This window comes from Microbacterium sp. Root322 (assembly GCF_001425645.1).
GTDB classification, from domain to species: domain Bacteria; phylum Actinomycetota; class Actinomycetes; order Actinomycetales; family Microbacteriaceae; genus Microbacterium; species Microbacterium maritypicum.
This window is the reverse complement of record NZ_LMCS01000002.1, coordinates 952,730-965,399: the sequence shown is the minus strand read 5'-3', so window position 1 is coordinate 965,399 and position 12,670 is coordinate 952,730. Positions and strand designations below refer to the sequence as shown.

Below are 12,670 nucleotides of genomic sequence, written 5' to 3'. Positions count from 1 at the left end.
TCCTCAGCCGAGCAGCCGCTCGATCACCTGCGCCACACCGTCTTCGTCGTTCGACGCGGTCGTCTCGTCGGCCGCGTCGTGCACGAGCGGCTCGGCGTCGGCCATGGCGACCCCGTGCCCTGCCCAGCGGAGCATCTCGACGTCGTTGAGCGCGTCACCGAAGGCCACGACGTCGGCGCGGTCGATGCCGAGGTGCTCGCAGAGGCGGGCGAGACCCGTGGCCTTGGTGACGCCTTCGGCCATGACCTCGACGAACGGCGCACCCGAGAGCGTGACCTCGAAGCCGGTGAGCCCGAGCGAGCGCACCGTGTCGAACAGGGCGGCCGGGGCGAGCTCGGGGTGCCGGATCACGAACTTCAGGCTGGGAGCGGCGAGCACCTGATCCAACGGAACGCCGCCCATGGTGGCGGGGTCGCGCTTGTGGTCGGCGAGAGCGGCGATCGCGGCATAGCCGTGCTGGGCCACGAACGTCTCGCCGGCGTCGCGCACGCTCGCGAACAGCAGGTCGGGGATGCTCGCGCGGAGGGCCTCGGCCAGGGAGCGGATCGTCTCGGGCGGAAGCTCTTCGGCGAACAGCATCCGCCCGTCGTCGAGGCGCACGGCGTAGGCGCCGTTGCTGCACAGAGCCCAGCCGTCGAAGCCCGCATCCGCCGCGATGGCACGCAGGCCGATCGGCTGACGCGCCGTGACCGGAACGACGTGGATTCCGCGCTCCCGTGCCGCGTCGAGGGCCGCACGGGTGCGTGCGGTGACGGCGGGCGTCGAGTCGAGAAGGGTGCCGTCGAGATCGGTGGCGATCAGCCGCACGCTCATGAGACCGGCACTCAGGAGAAGATCATCGGGAGGTCGTCGTCGTCATCGGCGCCACCGAAATCGAGATCGACGACCACCGGGACGTGGTCGCTGGGCTGCTCGCCCTTGCGCTCGTCGCGGTGGATGGACGCGCCCTTCACCGCTTCTGCGAGAGTGCGCGAACCCAGCACGAAGTCGATGCGGACACCCTCGTTGCGGGGGAACTTCAGACGCTGGTAGTCCCAGTAGGTGAAGCCCTCGGGGATGAGCGGGCGCACGACGTCGGTGACGCCGGCGTCTTGGAACGCGAAGAACGCGTCCCGCTCCTGCGGGGAGACGTGGGTCGACCGACCGATCACGATGTCGGGGTCGCCGTTGTCGACATCGAACGGGATGATGTTGAAGTCGCCCACCAGAGCGAGCGGAAGGTCGGGGTTCACCGACAGCTCGGCGGCCGTGGACTTCTTCAGCTGCTCCAGCCAGTGCAGCTTGTAGAGGTAGTGCGGGTCATCGAGTGCACGGCCGTTCGGCACGTACAGGCTCCACACCCGCACCCCCTCGACCATCACGCCGAGCGCGCGGGCCTCGAGCGGCGCATCCGGCCCCTCATGCCCCTTCGCGAAGCCCGGCATCCCGTCGAACGACGTGCGCACATCGGTGACCGGCAGCCGGCTCGCGATCGCGACGCCGTTCCACTGATTCAGCCCGTGCACCTCGACGTGGTAGCCGGCCTCTTCGAACGGAGCGTAGGGGAACTGCTCGGGCTTGCACTTGATCTCCTGCATCGCCAGCACGTCGATGTCCTCTCGGACGGCGAACTCGACGGTGCGGGTGACGCGGGTGCGGATGGAGTTGACGTTCCAGGTGGCCAAGCGCATGCCTCAAGCCTAGGGCCCACCTCCTACACGGATCACCGCCGAACGGACGTCCCTCGCCGACATCTGCATGAGTGCTGGACGGGCGCATGAGCGGTGCGGCCCCGGTTCTCATGCATCCGGTCGGGCCTCATGCATCCGAAGTCTCGGATCCCGTCGACGCCGGCTTGCCTCCTACACTGGATGCCGTGACCGCACTCGACGCAGACCGCCAGACACTTCTCGACCTCATCAAAGCGGAGGCGGTGTTCCACGGCGACTTCACCCTCTCCAGCGGCAAGCAGGCGACGTACTACGTCGACATGCGAAAGCTCACCCTGGACCACCGTGCCGCTCCCGCGATCGGTCGCATCATGCTCGACCTGATCGGCGACCTCGATGTCGTGGCGGTCGGCGGCCTCACCCTCGGTGCGGACCCGATCGCGAACGCGGTGCTGCATGCGTCGGTCGCCACCGACACCCCGCTCGACGCCTTCGTCGTGCGCAAGGAGCCCAAGGACCACGGGCGTGGCCGTCAGATCGAAGGCGCAGATGTCAAGGGCAAGCGCGTCGTGGTGCTCGAAGACACCTCGACCACCGGCCAGTCCGCGCTCAAGGCCGTCGAAGCCCTGCGCAAGGAAGGCGCCGAGATCGTCGCGGTCGCCGTGATCGTCGACCGCAAGACCGGCGCACAGGCCGCGATCGAAGCCGAGGGCCTGGAATGGCGCGCGGCCTTCGACCTCGACGACCTCGGGCTCGACCCCCAGTGACGCGCTACGCGCTCGCCGTCGATGTGGGCGGCACGAAGATGGAGGCCGCGCTCGTCGCGGAGGACGGTCTGCTCGTCGAGGGCAGCAGGAGCCGGCAGGCGACCGGTCGCGAAGCCACGCTCGCGTCGCTCACCGCCTCGGTCGTCGCCATCGTCGAGCACGCCCTCGCGGCTCTTCCCGCAGACGCCGAGCTCGTCGGAGCGGGAGTCGGCAGCGCCGGACCCATCGACCGCACAGCCGGCGCGATCATGCCGGTGAACATGCCCCTCGCCCGCGGCTTCGGCCTCGAAGAGGCCGTGCGTGCTGCGGCATCCACCGTCCTCGGACGCGACGTGCCCACGGTGCTCGGTCACGACGGCGGTGCACTCGCGCTCGCCGAGTCGTGGCTCGGTGCCACGCAGGGCGCCGGCGCCTCGCTGTCGATCGTCGTCTCCACCGGTGTCGGCGGCGGGTTCGTCGCCAACGGCGCCTACATCCCCGGTGCCACCGGCAACGCCGGCCATCTCGGTCAGGTGCGTCGTCACGGTGGCCTGACCCTCGAGGAGATCGCCTCGGGGCCCGCGAGCGCCGCCTGGGCGCAGCAGCAGGGCTGGACAGGAGCGACCGGCGAGGATCTGGCTCGTGATTCGGCCGCAGGCGACCCGGTCGCACGGGCGGCGATCGAGCGTTCGGCCCGCGAGGTGGGCGAGGCTCTCGCAGATGCCGCCACCCTCGTCGACCTCGACGTGGTGGCCATCGGCGGCGGATTCTCACGGGTGTCGGCGGACTACATCGACCTCGTGCAGCAGGCTCTCACCGCGAGCGCCGCGCATGAGTACTCGCGCCGAACCCGGGTCGTGCGATCGGGGCTGGGCGACGAGGGGCCGCTCATCGGTGCCGCCGCCCTCGTGCTCCGGTAGGCGCTTCCACGCGCGCTGCTCAGCGGCGCGCGGTGAGCAGGTGCCGGGGTGGTCCTTCGAGCCGCGCCACGGAGATCTTCAGGTCGGTGACGTCGGCGGCGACAGCATCGATGCGGGTGCTGAGTTTCTCGTCGACGGCGTCGATGCGGTCATCGATGCGGCGGATCATCCAGGCGCCGGCGGCGAAGAGGCTGGTGCCGAGGGTGAGCACGATGCCGATCGCGCTGACGACGATGGTGAGGGTCTCGGTGGTCACGGTCTCATNGTCGATGCGGGTGCTGAGTTTCTCGTCGACGGCGTCGATGCGGTCATCGATGCGGCGGATCATCCAGGCGCCGGCGGCGAAGAGGCTGGTGCCGAGGGTGAGCACGATGCCGATCGCGCTGACGACGATGGTGAGGGTTTCGGTGGTCACGGTCTCATCCCCGTCCCGTCGTGAGCAGGTGCCGTGGTGGCCCTTCGAGCCGCGCCACGGAGATCTTGAGGTCGGTTACGTCGGCGGCGACGGCGTCGATGCGGGTGCTGAGTTTCTCGTCGACGGCGTCGATGCGGTCATCGATGCGGCGGATCATCCAGGCGCCGGCGGCGAAGAGGCTGGTGCCGAGGGTNTCGATGCGGGTGCTGAGTTTCTCGTCGACGGCGTCGATGCGGTCATCGATGCGGCGGATCATCCAGGCGCCGGCGGCGAAGAGGCTGGTGCCGAGGGTGAGCACGATGCCGATCGCGCTGATGACGATGGTGAGGGTCTCGGTGGTCACGGTCTCATCCCCGTCCCGTCGTGAGCAGGTGCCGTGGTGGCCCTTCGAGTCGTGCGACGGAGATCTTGAGGTCGGTGACGTCGGCGGCGACCGCGTCGATGCGGCGGACCATCCAGGCGGCGCCGACGAACATGCTCGTGCCGAGCGTCACCACGACGCCGACGGCGCTGATGATGATCGCGAGGACCTCCGTGGACACGCGTACTCTCCTTGCTCGGATGGGTGTGTCGACGACGTTACGCCGCCCTCACCGGTGTGCGCGCCGGTATTCCAGCATCTGTGAAGAGGTCGTCGGCGGTGCGAGGTGTGGACGAGGTGTCAGTTCGCCGTCGAGGCCCGCTGCGGCGACCGCGCGGCGACCAGCACCAGCGCCGGCACGAGCGCGCACAGAGCAGCGGACACTAGGAAGGTCGTGCTCGATGCTGGGTCTCGGCCGATCAGCAGGATCAGGGTCGGCACGAACGTGCCGCCGACCGCACCGCAGGCGACGAGCGCGCCGGTCACCGCGGCGCTGCGAGCGGGATCGAGGCGGTCGAGGGCGAGTCCCAGGATGAGGCCGTAGCTGGGAGCGAGGAGCACGACCACGGCGGCCAGTGCGACGAGCGCGCCCACGGGAGCGGAGTCCACCAGCATCCCCGCGGCGGCCATCAGGAGGGCGGCGACGCTCGTGGCGCCGGCGAGGATCACGATCGGCGATACGGACAGTCGCCGCAGACCCGCTGCGCCGAAGCGGCCGATCGCCATGAGGGTCCAGAACGCCGAGGTTCCCAGTGCGGCGAGGCCGGGATCGACCGCGAGGATCCGCTCCGGGATCACCGCCGACCAACCGGACAGCACGGTCTCGACGCCCACGTACAGCGGCAGTGCCACGGCGAACGGCAGGAGGACGAGCAGCCCGCGCACGTCGCGCTGCGCGGGAACCTCGGCGCGGGAGGAAGGGGCTGCCGCTCCGGAGAGGATCGCGACCGTGAGAAGCGGCACGATCGCCAGGATGCCGAGCAGCGCACGTGCAGGCGACCCCACGGCGACGAGCAGCGGGGTGACGGCCGCGCAGACGGCGACCGTGCCGAGCAGGGCGCTGAGCAGTCCCGTCGCGCTGCCGGTGGCCAGGGACTTCGCGGCCACGGATCCGGAGGCCTCGACCAGTCCGAACCCGACCCCGGCGATCGCGGCCGCGACGATGAAGACCGCGGGAGTGCCGGACAGTGCCACCACGACGACGGCGGCGGCCTGGAGTGCGCTGCCGAGCATCAGCGCGGTGCGCGGCGGCCATCGCGTCAGCAGCGGGCCCGACGCCAGGACCCCGACCAGGAGCCCGGCGAAGAGTGCGGGCACGGCGGCGCTGAGGTCGGCGGTCATCGCACGCTCGGCGGAGGGGAGGATCGCGGGAACGAAGGCAGCCGTGACCCCGAGGCCCGCGAATGCGGTGAACAGCCCCGCTCGCGCGCGTCGGGTGTCGTCGGTCACGCCCCCGCCGTCCGCACGCGGTGCACGGCGGCGAAGGTGTCGCGCAGCGCCTCCATCGAACGGTCGTAGTTCGACTGGGCGACGCCGATGAAGATGCAGTCGACCACCATGAGCTGAGCGATCCGGCTGCCCAGTGCGCCCGAGCGAAAGCCGGTCTCGCGGGCGGCGGTCGTCAGCACGATGTCGGCTTGATCGGCCAGGGGAGCGCCCGCGTGGTTCGTGATCGCGATGGTGGTGGCTCCGGCCTGACGGGCGAGCAGCAGGAACTCGATCGTGTCGGTGGTGGCGCCGGTGTGCGACACCGCGATCGCGACGTTGCCGGGCCCGAGGGTCGCCGCCGACGTCCACGCGGCATGCGGGTCCGACCAGTCCAGAGCGGTGCGCCCGATGCGGGTGAGCTTGCGTTGCAGGTCGAGGCCGACGATGGAGCTCGCGCCCACACCGAAGATGTCGACCCTGGTCGATGAGGTGATGGCGTCGACGGAGGCCCGCAGCGACTCGGTGTCGAGCACCTTGGCGGTGTCGGCGAGGGAGAGGGTCTCGGCGAGCGAGACCTTCGCGACGATGTCGGCCAGGGTGTCGTTGCGGTCGATGTCGCCGGAGACGGCGGGAAGCGCGGCCGTGTCGAACGTCTCGCGCTCGACGTCGCGCAGCACGTGGTTGCGGAGCTCCCGCACGTGCTCGTAGCCCAGGCGCTTGCAGAATCGCACGACCGAGGTGGTCGAGGTGTCGCAGCGCTGGGCGAGTTCGGCGACGGACAGGCCAGCGGTCCCCGCGGGATCGGCGAGGAACAGGTCGGCGATGCGCTGCTCGCTCGGACGCAGCTCGGGGCGGATCGCACGCATGCGGACGAGCACGGGGTGTGCGCCGGCGTCGTCGCGGGCGGCTTCATGGGGCATGGGGTCTCCGATCGCTGTTCATAACAGTAGAGGAACTTCTGTTACATCAGTAGTGTCTGTCGTGTACTTTTAGTACCAACCAAGACCGACGATGTTCGCGGGGCGGCAGGCAACAGCGCCTGACCCGACGCCACGGCGACGCGTCCCAGCCAGGAGGAATCAGCAATGAGCACAGCACGGCGGGCGTCATTCGGCGCTCTCACTGCCACGGGTGTCGCTTTGGCGCTCGTGATCACAGGTTGTTCCGCACCCGCATCCGACCCTCAGCCGTCAGCGGGTGCTGCAGGCGGCGACCTCGTCATCGGCGTCACCAGCGACCCAGACACGCTCTTCCCCTGGAAGGCGACCCAGTTCCAGGCCGTCAACGTGCTGCAGAACCTGTACGGCACCCTGACCGAGTTCGACGAGGACCTCAACGTGGTCCCCGGCCTCGCCGAGTCCTGGGACGTCTCGGAAGACGGCCTCACCCTGACCTTCCACCTGCGGGAAGGCGTCACGTTCGCCGACGGCAGCACGTTCGGATCCGAAGACGTGAAGCACTCGCTCGATGCGATCGCGGCCGAGGCCACCGCCGCCGTGTCGCGCAGCTCTCTCGCCTCCGTCACCGCGGTCGAGGCCACCGACGAGAACACCGTCACCCTCACCCTCAGCGCTCCCGACGCCGCGCTTCCGGCGAACCTCGCCGTGATCAACATGGCGATGCTGTCCTCGGACGACACCGAAGAGGGGCTGAACACCACCCCGAACGGCACCGGTCCCTTCATCCTCGACGACCGCAAGGCGAGCCAGTCGATCACGCTCGCCAAGAACGAGGACTACTGGGGAGACACCGCGCTGCTCGACACCGTCGAGTTCCGCGTGATCCCCGACGAGTCCTCGATCGTCTCGGCGATGCAGTCCGGCAACGTGCAGCTGGCCGTGTTCGATGACCCGCTGGTCGCGCAGACCGCCGAGGGTGCGAATGTCGAGGTCGCCACGACCCCGCAGCTGAGCTACCACGCGCTGCAGCTGAACGCCACGCGCGGCGACCTCACCGACGTCAACGTGCGCCTCGCGATCCAGTGCGCGATCGACCGCCAGGAGGTGCTCGACACCGCAGCCCTCGGCGAGGGCGAGGTCACCGGTCCCATCACGTCTCCCGCGTACAAGTCCGACCCCGACGCACGCCCGTGCCCTGAGCGCGACCTGGACAAGGCGGCCGAGTACCTGAAGAAGGCGGGCAAGGAGGACGGCGTCACCATCAAGACGATCGTCTCCCAGGGCGAGTACGCGACCTCGGTCAACGAGGCGCAGAACCTGAAGGCGCAGCTGGCCGACGCGAACATCACGCTCGACCTCGAGGTGCTCGAGTCCGGTGCCTACGTCGATCGCTGGATCGCGGCCGACTTCGACGCCGCTGTCGCCCTCAACGGCGGTCGCCCCGACCCCGACGGCATGTACGGCCGGTACTTCACCAGCACGGGCAACCTGAACAAGGTCGCCGGCTACTCCTCGCCCGAGCTCGACGCGCTGTTCGCCGAGGGCCGCCAGACGGCCGACCCGGAGAAGCGCAAGGACATCTACGCGCAGGTCTCCGAGAACCTCGAGGACAACGCCGCGTGGATCTGGCTGTTCACGAGCTACACCTACACGGCGACCGCGTCGAACGTCGACGGCTTCGTCCCGATGGTGAACGGCTCGCTGCAGTACCTGCGGACCACCTCCATCAAGTAGCGGATCGAGGGGGCGCGGCCACCCCGCGTCCCCTCCCTCCCCGACGACAGGCACCCACACACGCGCATGTTCAGACAGATCCTCCGCAACAGCGTGCTGCGACGCATCCTCGCAGCCCTCGGCACGCTCCTCGGCGTCGCCATCTTCGTCTTCCTGATGCTGCGCGCCATCCCCGGCGACCAGATCAGTTCCGGCCTCGGCACCGAGGCCGCCGCCCTCACGCCGTCGCAGCGCGCCGCCCTCGAGTCGTACTACGGTCTCGACCAGCCGCTCTTCGTGCAGTTCTTCTCGTGGTTGGGCAACATCTTCACCGGCAACCTCGGCTTCTCGTCGCGGGCGCAGACGAGCGTGCTCGATCTCACCGCCGCCGCCCTCCCCGTGACGTTCGAGCTCGCGATCTTCTCGATCGTGATCGCGCTGGCCATCGGCATCCCGCTCGGAATGCTCTCCGCCTCGAAGCCCGACTCGTTCCGCGACGGCGTCGGACAGGTGGTCGGCCTCGCCGGTCTCTCGATCCCCGCGTTCCTGCTCGGCACGGCGCTGCTGGCGATCCTCGCCTCGTCGTTCGGCTTCAACCCCAACGGCCAGGCCTACGCCACGCTGTTCGAGAACCCGCTGCTGAACCTCCAGCAGATGCTGCTGCCCTCGATCGTGCTCGGCTTCGGCATCGCCGCGCCGATCATGCGCACCACCCGCACGGCCGTGCTCGAGATCCGCTCCAACGACTTCATCCGCACCGCCAGGGCGAAGGGCGTCCCCCCGCGTCGCCTGCAGGTGCGCCACGTGCTCGGCAACGCGCTCGTGCCCATCGTCACGATGACCGGGCTGCAGTTCGGCTACCTCCTCGGCGGTGCCGTGGTGGTGGAGCAGATCTTCTCGCTCCCCGGCATCGGGCGTCAGGTGCTGCTGGGCATACAGCAGAAGGAGTACGCGCTCGTGCAGAGCACCGTGCTCGTGATCGCGCTCGCCTTCGTCATCGTCAACCTGCTCACCGACCTGCTGTACCGGGTCATCGATCCTCGGGTGCGTGCCGCATGACCGACATCTCTCAGACCCCGGCCCTCGCCCCCGGCGGCGGGCGCACCATGGAGCGCGTGCGTCTCCTGCTGCGGAGCCGCAGCGGGCTCACGGGACTCATCATCGTCGCACTGCTCGCCGTGCTGAGCCTCGTCTCGGCGTTCGGGCTGCTGCCGTTCGACCCGCTCGCGCAGGATCCGCCCTCCCGCCTGCAGCCGCCGTCGGCCGTGCACTGGTTCGGCACCGACCAGTTCGGTCGCGACGTGTTCTCCCGCGTCGCCGCCGGCGTCGCCAACTCGGCGCTGATCTCGGTCGTCGCCGTGGCCTTCGCCACCGTGGTCGGTACCGTGTGCGGGCTCATCGCCGGCTTCTACCGCGGCTTCTCCGACGGCGCGATCACCGCGGTCACCAACGTGCTGTTCGCCTTCCCTCCGCTGCTGCTCGCGCTGTCGCTCGCCTCGGTGTTCGAGCGCAACTGGTTCACCATCGCCGTGGCCATCGCGATCGTCTACGTGCCGATCTTCATCCGCGTCACCCGAGGGCCGGTGCTGTCGCTGCGCGAGGTCGAGTACGTCAAGGCCGCCAAGAGCACGGGTCAGAGCCGCATGGCGACCATGTTCCGGCACGTGCTGCCGAACATCACGTCGATCATCATCGTGCAGGTGACGCTCTCGCTGTCCTGGGCCGTGCTCACCGAGGCCTCGCTGAGCTTCCTCGGCCTCGGCACACCTCCGCCCGCGCCCTCGCTCGGCTCGATGATCTTCGAGGCGCGCACGCTCGTGACGATCGCCCCGTGGACCATGATCGCGCCCGGTGTGATCGTGGTGCTCCTCGTCGTGGGATTGAACCTGCTCGGCGATGGCCTGCGCGACAGCCTCGACCCCCGGAACAGAGGAAAGCGATGACCATGGAGGACCTCGGCGCACTGGCGACGGAGGCCAGCGATCCCCGCTACGCCGAACTCGACCTGATGAGCGTGGCGGAGCTCGCGCAGACCATGAACGAGGCGGATGCCACGGTGCCGGCCGCCGTGCAGCGCGCACTCGGGGAGATCGTTCCGGCGATCGAGGCCACGGCCGCCCGCATGGCGCAGGGCGGACGCCTGGTCTACGTCGGCGCGGGAACCCCCGGCCGCATCGGCGTGCTCGACGCCTCGGAGTGCCCTCCCACGTTCAGCACTCCGCCGGAGCTGGTATTCGCGATCATGGCGGGCGGTCCCGGCGCGATCGTGAACCCCGTCGAGGGCGCGGAGGACGACGCGGAAGCGGGCGCTGCGGCCATCGACGCGGCGGGCATCGGCCCGCTCGACACCGTGATCGGCATCGCCTCGAGCGGACGCACGCCGTATGTGATCGCCGCCGTCCGCCGCGCGCGCGAGCTCGGAGCGCTCAGCATCGGCCTCTCGTGCAACGTCGGTACAGCTCTCAGCGCGGCGGCGGAACACGGGATCGAGGTCGAGGTCGGCCCCGAGGTGCTCTCCGGTTCGACCCGCCTCAAATCGGGCACGGCGCAGAAGCTCGTGCTCAACATGTTCTCGACCATCTCGATGGTGCGAAACGGCAAGGCCTACGGCAACCTGATGGTGGATGTGAAGGCCACCAACCACAAGCTGCGCGAACGGGCGATCCGGATGGTGCAGACCATCGCCGAGGTCGACCGCGACGCGGCGGTGGCTGCGCTGGAGGCCGCCGCCTACGACGTGAAGCTCGCGTCGATCATGATCCGCCGCGGTGAGGATCTCGCCGCGGCGACCGCTCGACTGGGCGCCGCCGACGGTCGGCTGCGCACCGCACTGGAGGAGAACTGATGCGCGTCCTCGGACTGATCTCCGGCACCTCGCATGACGGGATCGATGCCGCCGTCGTCGACTTCACGACCAATGGCGGCTTCACCGCGCACGGGGTGGATCTGCACGGCACGGTGCTCGCCGCCACGAGCGTGCCCTACGCGCCTGAGCTGCGGGCGCGGCTGATCGCTGCGCTGCCACCGGCGCAGACCACCCTCGCCGAGGTGTGCGAGCTCGACACCCTCATCGGACAGGCGTTCGCCGAGGTCGCCGCCGACATCGCCGCAGAGGTGGGCGGCGTCGACGCGGTCTGCTCGCACGGGCAGACCGTGTACCACTGGGTCGACGGAGCGCACGCGCTGGGCACCCTGCAGATCGGGCAGCCCGCCTGGATCGCGGAGAAGGTCGGTGCCCCCGTGGTCTCCGACATCCGCATCCGCGACATCACGGTCGGCGGGCACGGTGCCCCGCTGGTGTCGTTCCTCGACGAGCTGCTGCTGCGCTCGCGCGCCGGGGTGTCGGCGGCCCTGAACCTGGGCGGCATCTCGAACATGACGGTGGTGCGGCAGGACGGCCTGGTCGCCTACGACATCGGCCCCGCGAACGCGCTGGTGGATGCGGTCATCGTGGAGCACGGCCTCAACCCGCTCGGCTATGACGACGACGCCGCGATCGCCCGCACCGGTCAGGTCGACGAGGCGCTGCTGGCCGCGCTGCTGGAGGACTCGTACTACGCCCTCACGCCGCCCAAGAGCACGGGCAAGGAGCACTTCCACCTCGGCTACGTGCAGGAGCACCTCGCCGCGCAGGGTCGCGAGATCGCCGTCGCGGATGTCGTGCGCACCCTGACCGAGCTGACGGTCCGCACGGTCGCGCGTGATGTGGAGGCTGCAGGTATCGGTTTCCTCGCCGTGTCGGGCGGCGGCTGCCGCAACCCGCTGATCCTCGACGGACTGCGCGCCGCGCTCCCTGCGACCGAGGTCGTGCTGGCCGACGAGCTGGGCGCGGCCGCCGACAGCAAGGAGGCGATCCTCCTCGCGCTGATCGGCTGGTCCACGATGCACGGTGTTCCCGCGATCGTCCCGGGGGGAACAGGTGCGCGCGAGCCGCGCATCCTGGGCACCATCACCCCGGGGGTCGGTCCTCTGCAGATGCCGGAGCCGGTCGCTGCCATCGACTCCCTCGTGCTCACGGAGGCCGCAGCATCGTGAGCCTCCAGGTGCGCCCCGCCACCCCGGACGACCTGTCCGGGGTGATCGAGGTGTTCCTCGCCTGCTGGCGGGAGAGCTACCGCGGCGTGCTGCCCGATGGGGCGATCGATGCCATGACCGACGAGCGCGCCGAGGCGCTGTGGCAGCGGGTGCTCGCCGATCCGGTGGGCGTCGTGCTCGTCGCGGAGCGCGACGGCGGGATCGTCGGACTCACCCGGTACGCCGCGACCGCAGGCGGCGAGGGCCGGATCGACGGTGCCGTGCACTCCCTGTACGTCTCGCCCCGTGCCCACGGCGGGGGAATCGGCGGCGCGCTGCTGGCGCGGGCGACTGCTGACCTGCAGGAGGCCGGGGCCGAGGCCGCGACGCTGTGGGTGTTCGCGGCCAACGCGCCGTCGATCGGCTTCTACGAGGCGAAGGGCTGGCACCCCGATGGAGCCACCCGCACGCAGCCGGAGTTCGGAGAACCCGAACAGCGCATGCGCAGGGAGTGGACATGAGCGG

The 12,670-nt window shown here is 69.9% G+C and carries 13 protein-coding genes; 8 read left to right on the top strand and 5 right to left on the bottom strand.

Annotated elements, in window-relative coordinates:
* Positions 1-3: 3 nt before the first annotated feature.
* Both ASC55_RS09560 and ASC55_RS09555 read right to left on the bottom strand, forming a co-directional pair.
* Positions 4-813: a Cof-type HAD-IIB family hydrolase gene (locus ASC55_RS09560; RefSeq protein WP_055866249.1), complete on the bottom strand. Its 810-nt coding sequence runs from the start codon at positions 811-813 to the stop codon at positions 4-6.
* A gap of 11 nt (positions 814-824) precedes the next feature.
* Positions 825-1,670, bottom strand: coding sequence for an exodeoxyribonuclease III (locus tag ASC55_RS09555; protein ID WP_055874769.1), 846 nt, complete (start codon positions 1,668-1,670; stop codon positions 825-827).
* Between the two features lie 185 nt (positions 1,671-1,855).
* On the opposite strand from ASC55_RS09555, the gene pyrE reads away from it, so the two are divergent.
* Positions 1,856-2,416, top strand: coding sequence for an orotate phosphoribosyltransferase (gene pyrE / locus ASC55_RS09550; protein WP_017829594.1), 561 nt, complete (start codon positions 1,856-1,858; stop codon positions 2,414-2,416).
* Positions 2,413-3,315 (top strand): ROK family protein, encoded by a 903-nt coding sequence (locus tag ASC55_RS09545; protein WP_055874767.1) that lies wholly within the window; start codon positions 2,413-2,415, stop codon positions 3,313-3,315. The genes pyrE and ASC55_RS09545 overlap by 4 nt, the downstream gene beginning before the upstream one ends.
* Positions 3,316-4,077: 762 nt before the next feature.
* Here ASC55_RS09545 and ASC55_RS09530 read toward each other — a convergent pair.
* The 3 genes from ASC55_RS09530 to ASC55_RS09520 form a co-directional block, all read right to left on the bottom strand.
* Positions 4,078-4,272, bottom strand: a complete 195-nt coding sequence (locus tag ASC55_RS09530; RefSeq protein ID WP_055874759.1) for a hypothetical protein — start codon at positions 4,270-4,272, stop codon at positions 4,078-4,080.
* A 119-nt stretch (positions 4,273-4,391) separates the two neighbouring features.
* Positions 4,392-5,540: an MFS transporter gene (locus ASC55_RS09525; RefSeq protein WP_055874756.1), complete on the bottom strand. Its 1,149-nt coding sequence runs from the start codon at positions 5,538-5,540 to the stop codon at positions 4,392-4,394.
* Positions 5,537-6,439 carry a MurR/RpiR family transcriptional regulator gene (locus ASC55_RS09520; protein WP_017829590.1) on the bottom strand — a complete coding sequence of 301 codons (903 nt, stop codon included), beginning with the start codon at positions 6,437-6,439 and terminating at the stop codon, positions 5,537-5,539. Before ASC55_RS09520 ends, ASC55_RS09525 begins: the two co-directional genes overlap by 4 nt.
* Positions 6,440-6,604: 165 nt before the next feature.
* On the opposite strand from ASC55_RS09520, the gene ASC55_RS09515 reads away from it, so the two are divergent.
* The 6 genes from ASC55_RS09515 to ASC55_RS17490 all read left to right on the top strand — a co-directional run bounded on the left by ASC55_RS09515 (position 6,605) and on the right by ASC55_RS17490 (position 12,666).
* Positions 6,605-8,152, top strand: coding sequence for an ABC transporter substrate-binding protein (locus ASC55_RS09515; protein ID WP_055874753.1), 1,548 nt, complete (start codon positions 6,605-6,607; stop codon positions 8,150-8,152).
* A gap of 66 nt (positions 8,153-8,218) precedes the next feature.
* The gene (locus tag ASC55_RS09510; protein WP_017829588.1) at positions 8,219-9,190 is read left to right on the top strand and encodes an ABC transporter permease; all 972 of its coding nucleotides are present in this window, start codon (positions 8,219-8,221) and stop codon (positions 9,188-9,190) included.
* Positions 9,187-10,074 carry an ABC transporter permease gene (locus tag ASC55_RS09505; protein WP_017829587.1) on the top strand — a complete coding sequence of 296 codons (888 nt, stop codon included), beginning with the start codon at positions 9,187-9,189 and terminating at the stop codon, positions 10,072-10,074. Before ASC55_RS09510 ends, ASC55_RS09505 begins: the two co-directional genes overlap by 4 nt.
* Positions 10,071-10,976, top strand: coding sequence for an N-acetylmuramic acid 6-phosphate etherase (gene murQ, locus ASC55_RS09500; RefSeq protein ID WP_017829586.1), 906 nt, complete (start codon positions 10,071-10,073; stop codon positions 10,974-10,976). Before ASC55_RS09505 ends, murQ begins: the two co-directional genes overlap by 4 nt.
* The gene (locus ASC55_RS17495; RefSeq protein ID WP_055874749.1) at positions 10,976-12,166 is read left to right on the top strand and encodes an anhydro-N-acetylmuramic acid kinase; all 1,191 of its coding nucleotides are present in this window, start codon (positions 10,976-10,978) and stop codon (positions 12,164-12,166) included. Before murQ ends, ASC55_RS17495 begins: the two co-directional genes overlap by 1 nt.
* Positions 12,163-12,666 (top strand): GNAT family N-acetyltransferase, encoded by a 504-nt coding sequence (locus tag ASC55_RS17490; protein ID WP_017829584.1) that lies wholly within the window; start codon positions 12,163-12,165, stop codon positions 12,664-12,666. The genes ASC55_RS17495 and ASC55_RS17490 overlap by 4 nt, the downstream gene beginning before the upstream one ends.
* Positions 12,667-12,670: the final 4 nt, after the last annotated feature.

What these genes read in the sequence shown, in the direction of transcription:
- ASC55_RS09510 (WP_017829588.1), top strand. Translation starts at nt 8,219, where the DNA reads ATGTTCAGACAGATCCTCCGCAACAGCGTGCTGCGACGCATCCTCGCA.
- ASC55_RS09515 (WP_055874753.1), top strand. Translation starts at nt 6,605, where the DNA reads ATGAGCACAGCACGGCGGGCGTCATTCGGCGCTCTCACTGCCACGGGT.
- ASC55_RS09505 (WP_017829587.1), top strand. Translation starts at nt 9,187, where the DNA reads ATGACCGACATCTCTCAGACCCCGGCCCTCGCCCCCGGCGGCGGGCGC.
- murQ (WP_017829586.1), top strand. Translation starts at nt 10,071, where the DNA reads ATGACCATGGAGGACCTCGGCGCACTGGCGACGGAGGCCAGCGATCCC.
- ASC55_RS09560 (WP_055866249.1), bottom strand. Translation starts at nt 813, where the DNA reads ATGAGCGTGCGGCTGATCGCCACCGATCTCGACGGCACCCTTCTCGAC.
- ASC55_RS17495 (WP_055874749.1), top strand. Translation starts at nt 10,976, where the DNA reads ATGCGCGTCCTCGGACTGATCTCCGGCACCTCGCATGACGGGATCGAT.
- ASC55_RS09555 (WP_055874769.1), bottom strand. Translation starts at nt 1,670, where the DNA reads ATGCGCTTGGCCACCTGGAACGTCAACTCCATCCGCACCCGCGTCACC.
- ASC55_RS09520 (WP_017829590.1), bottom strand. Translation starts at nt 6,439, where the DNA reads ATGCCCCATGAAGCCGCCCGCGACGACGCCGGCGCACACCCCGTGCTC.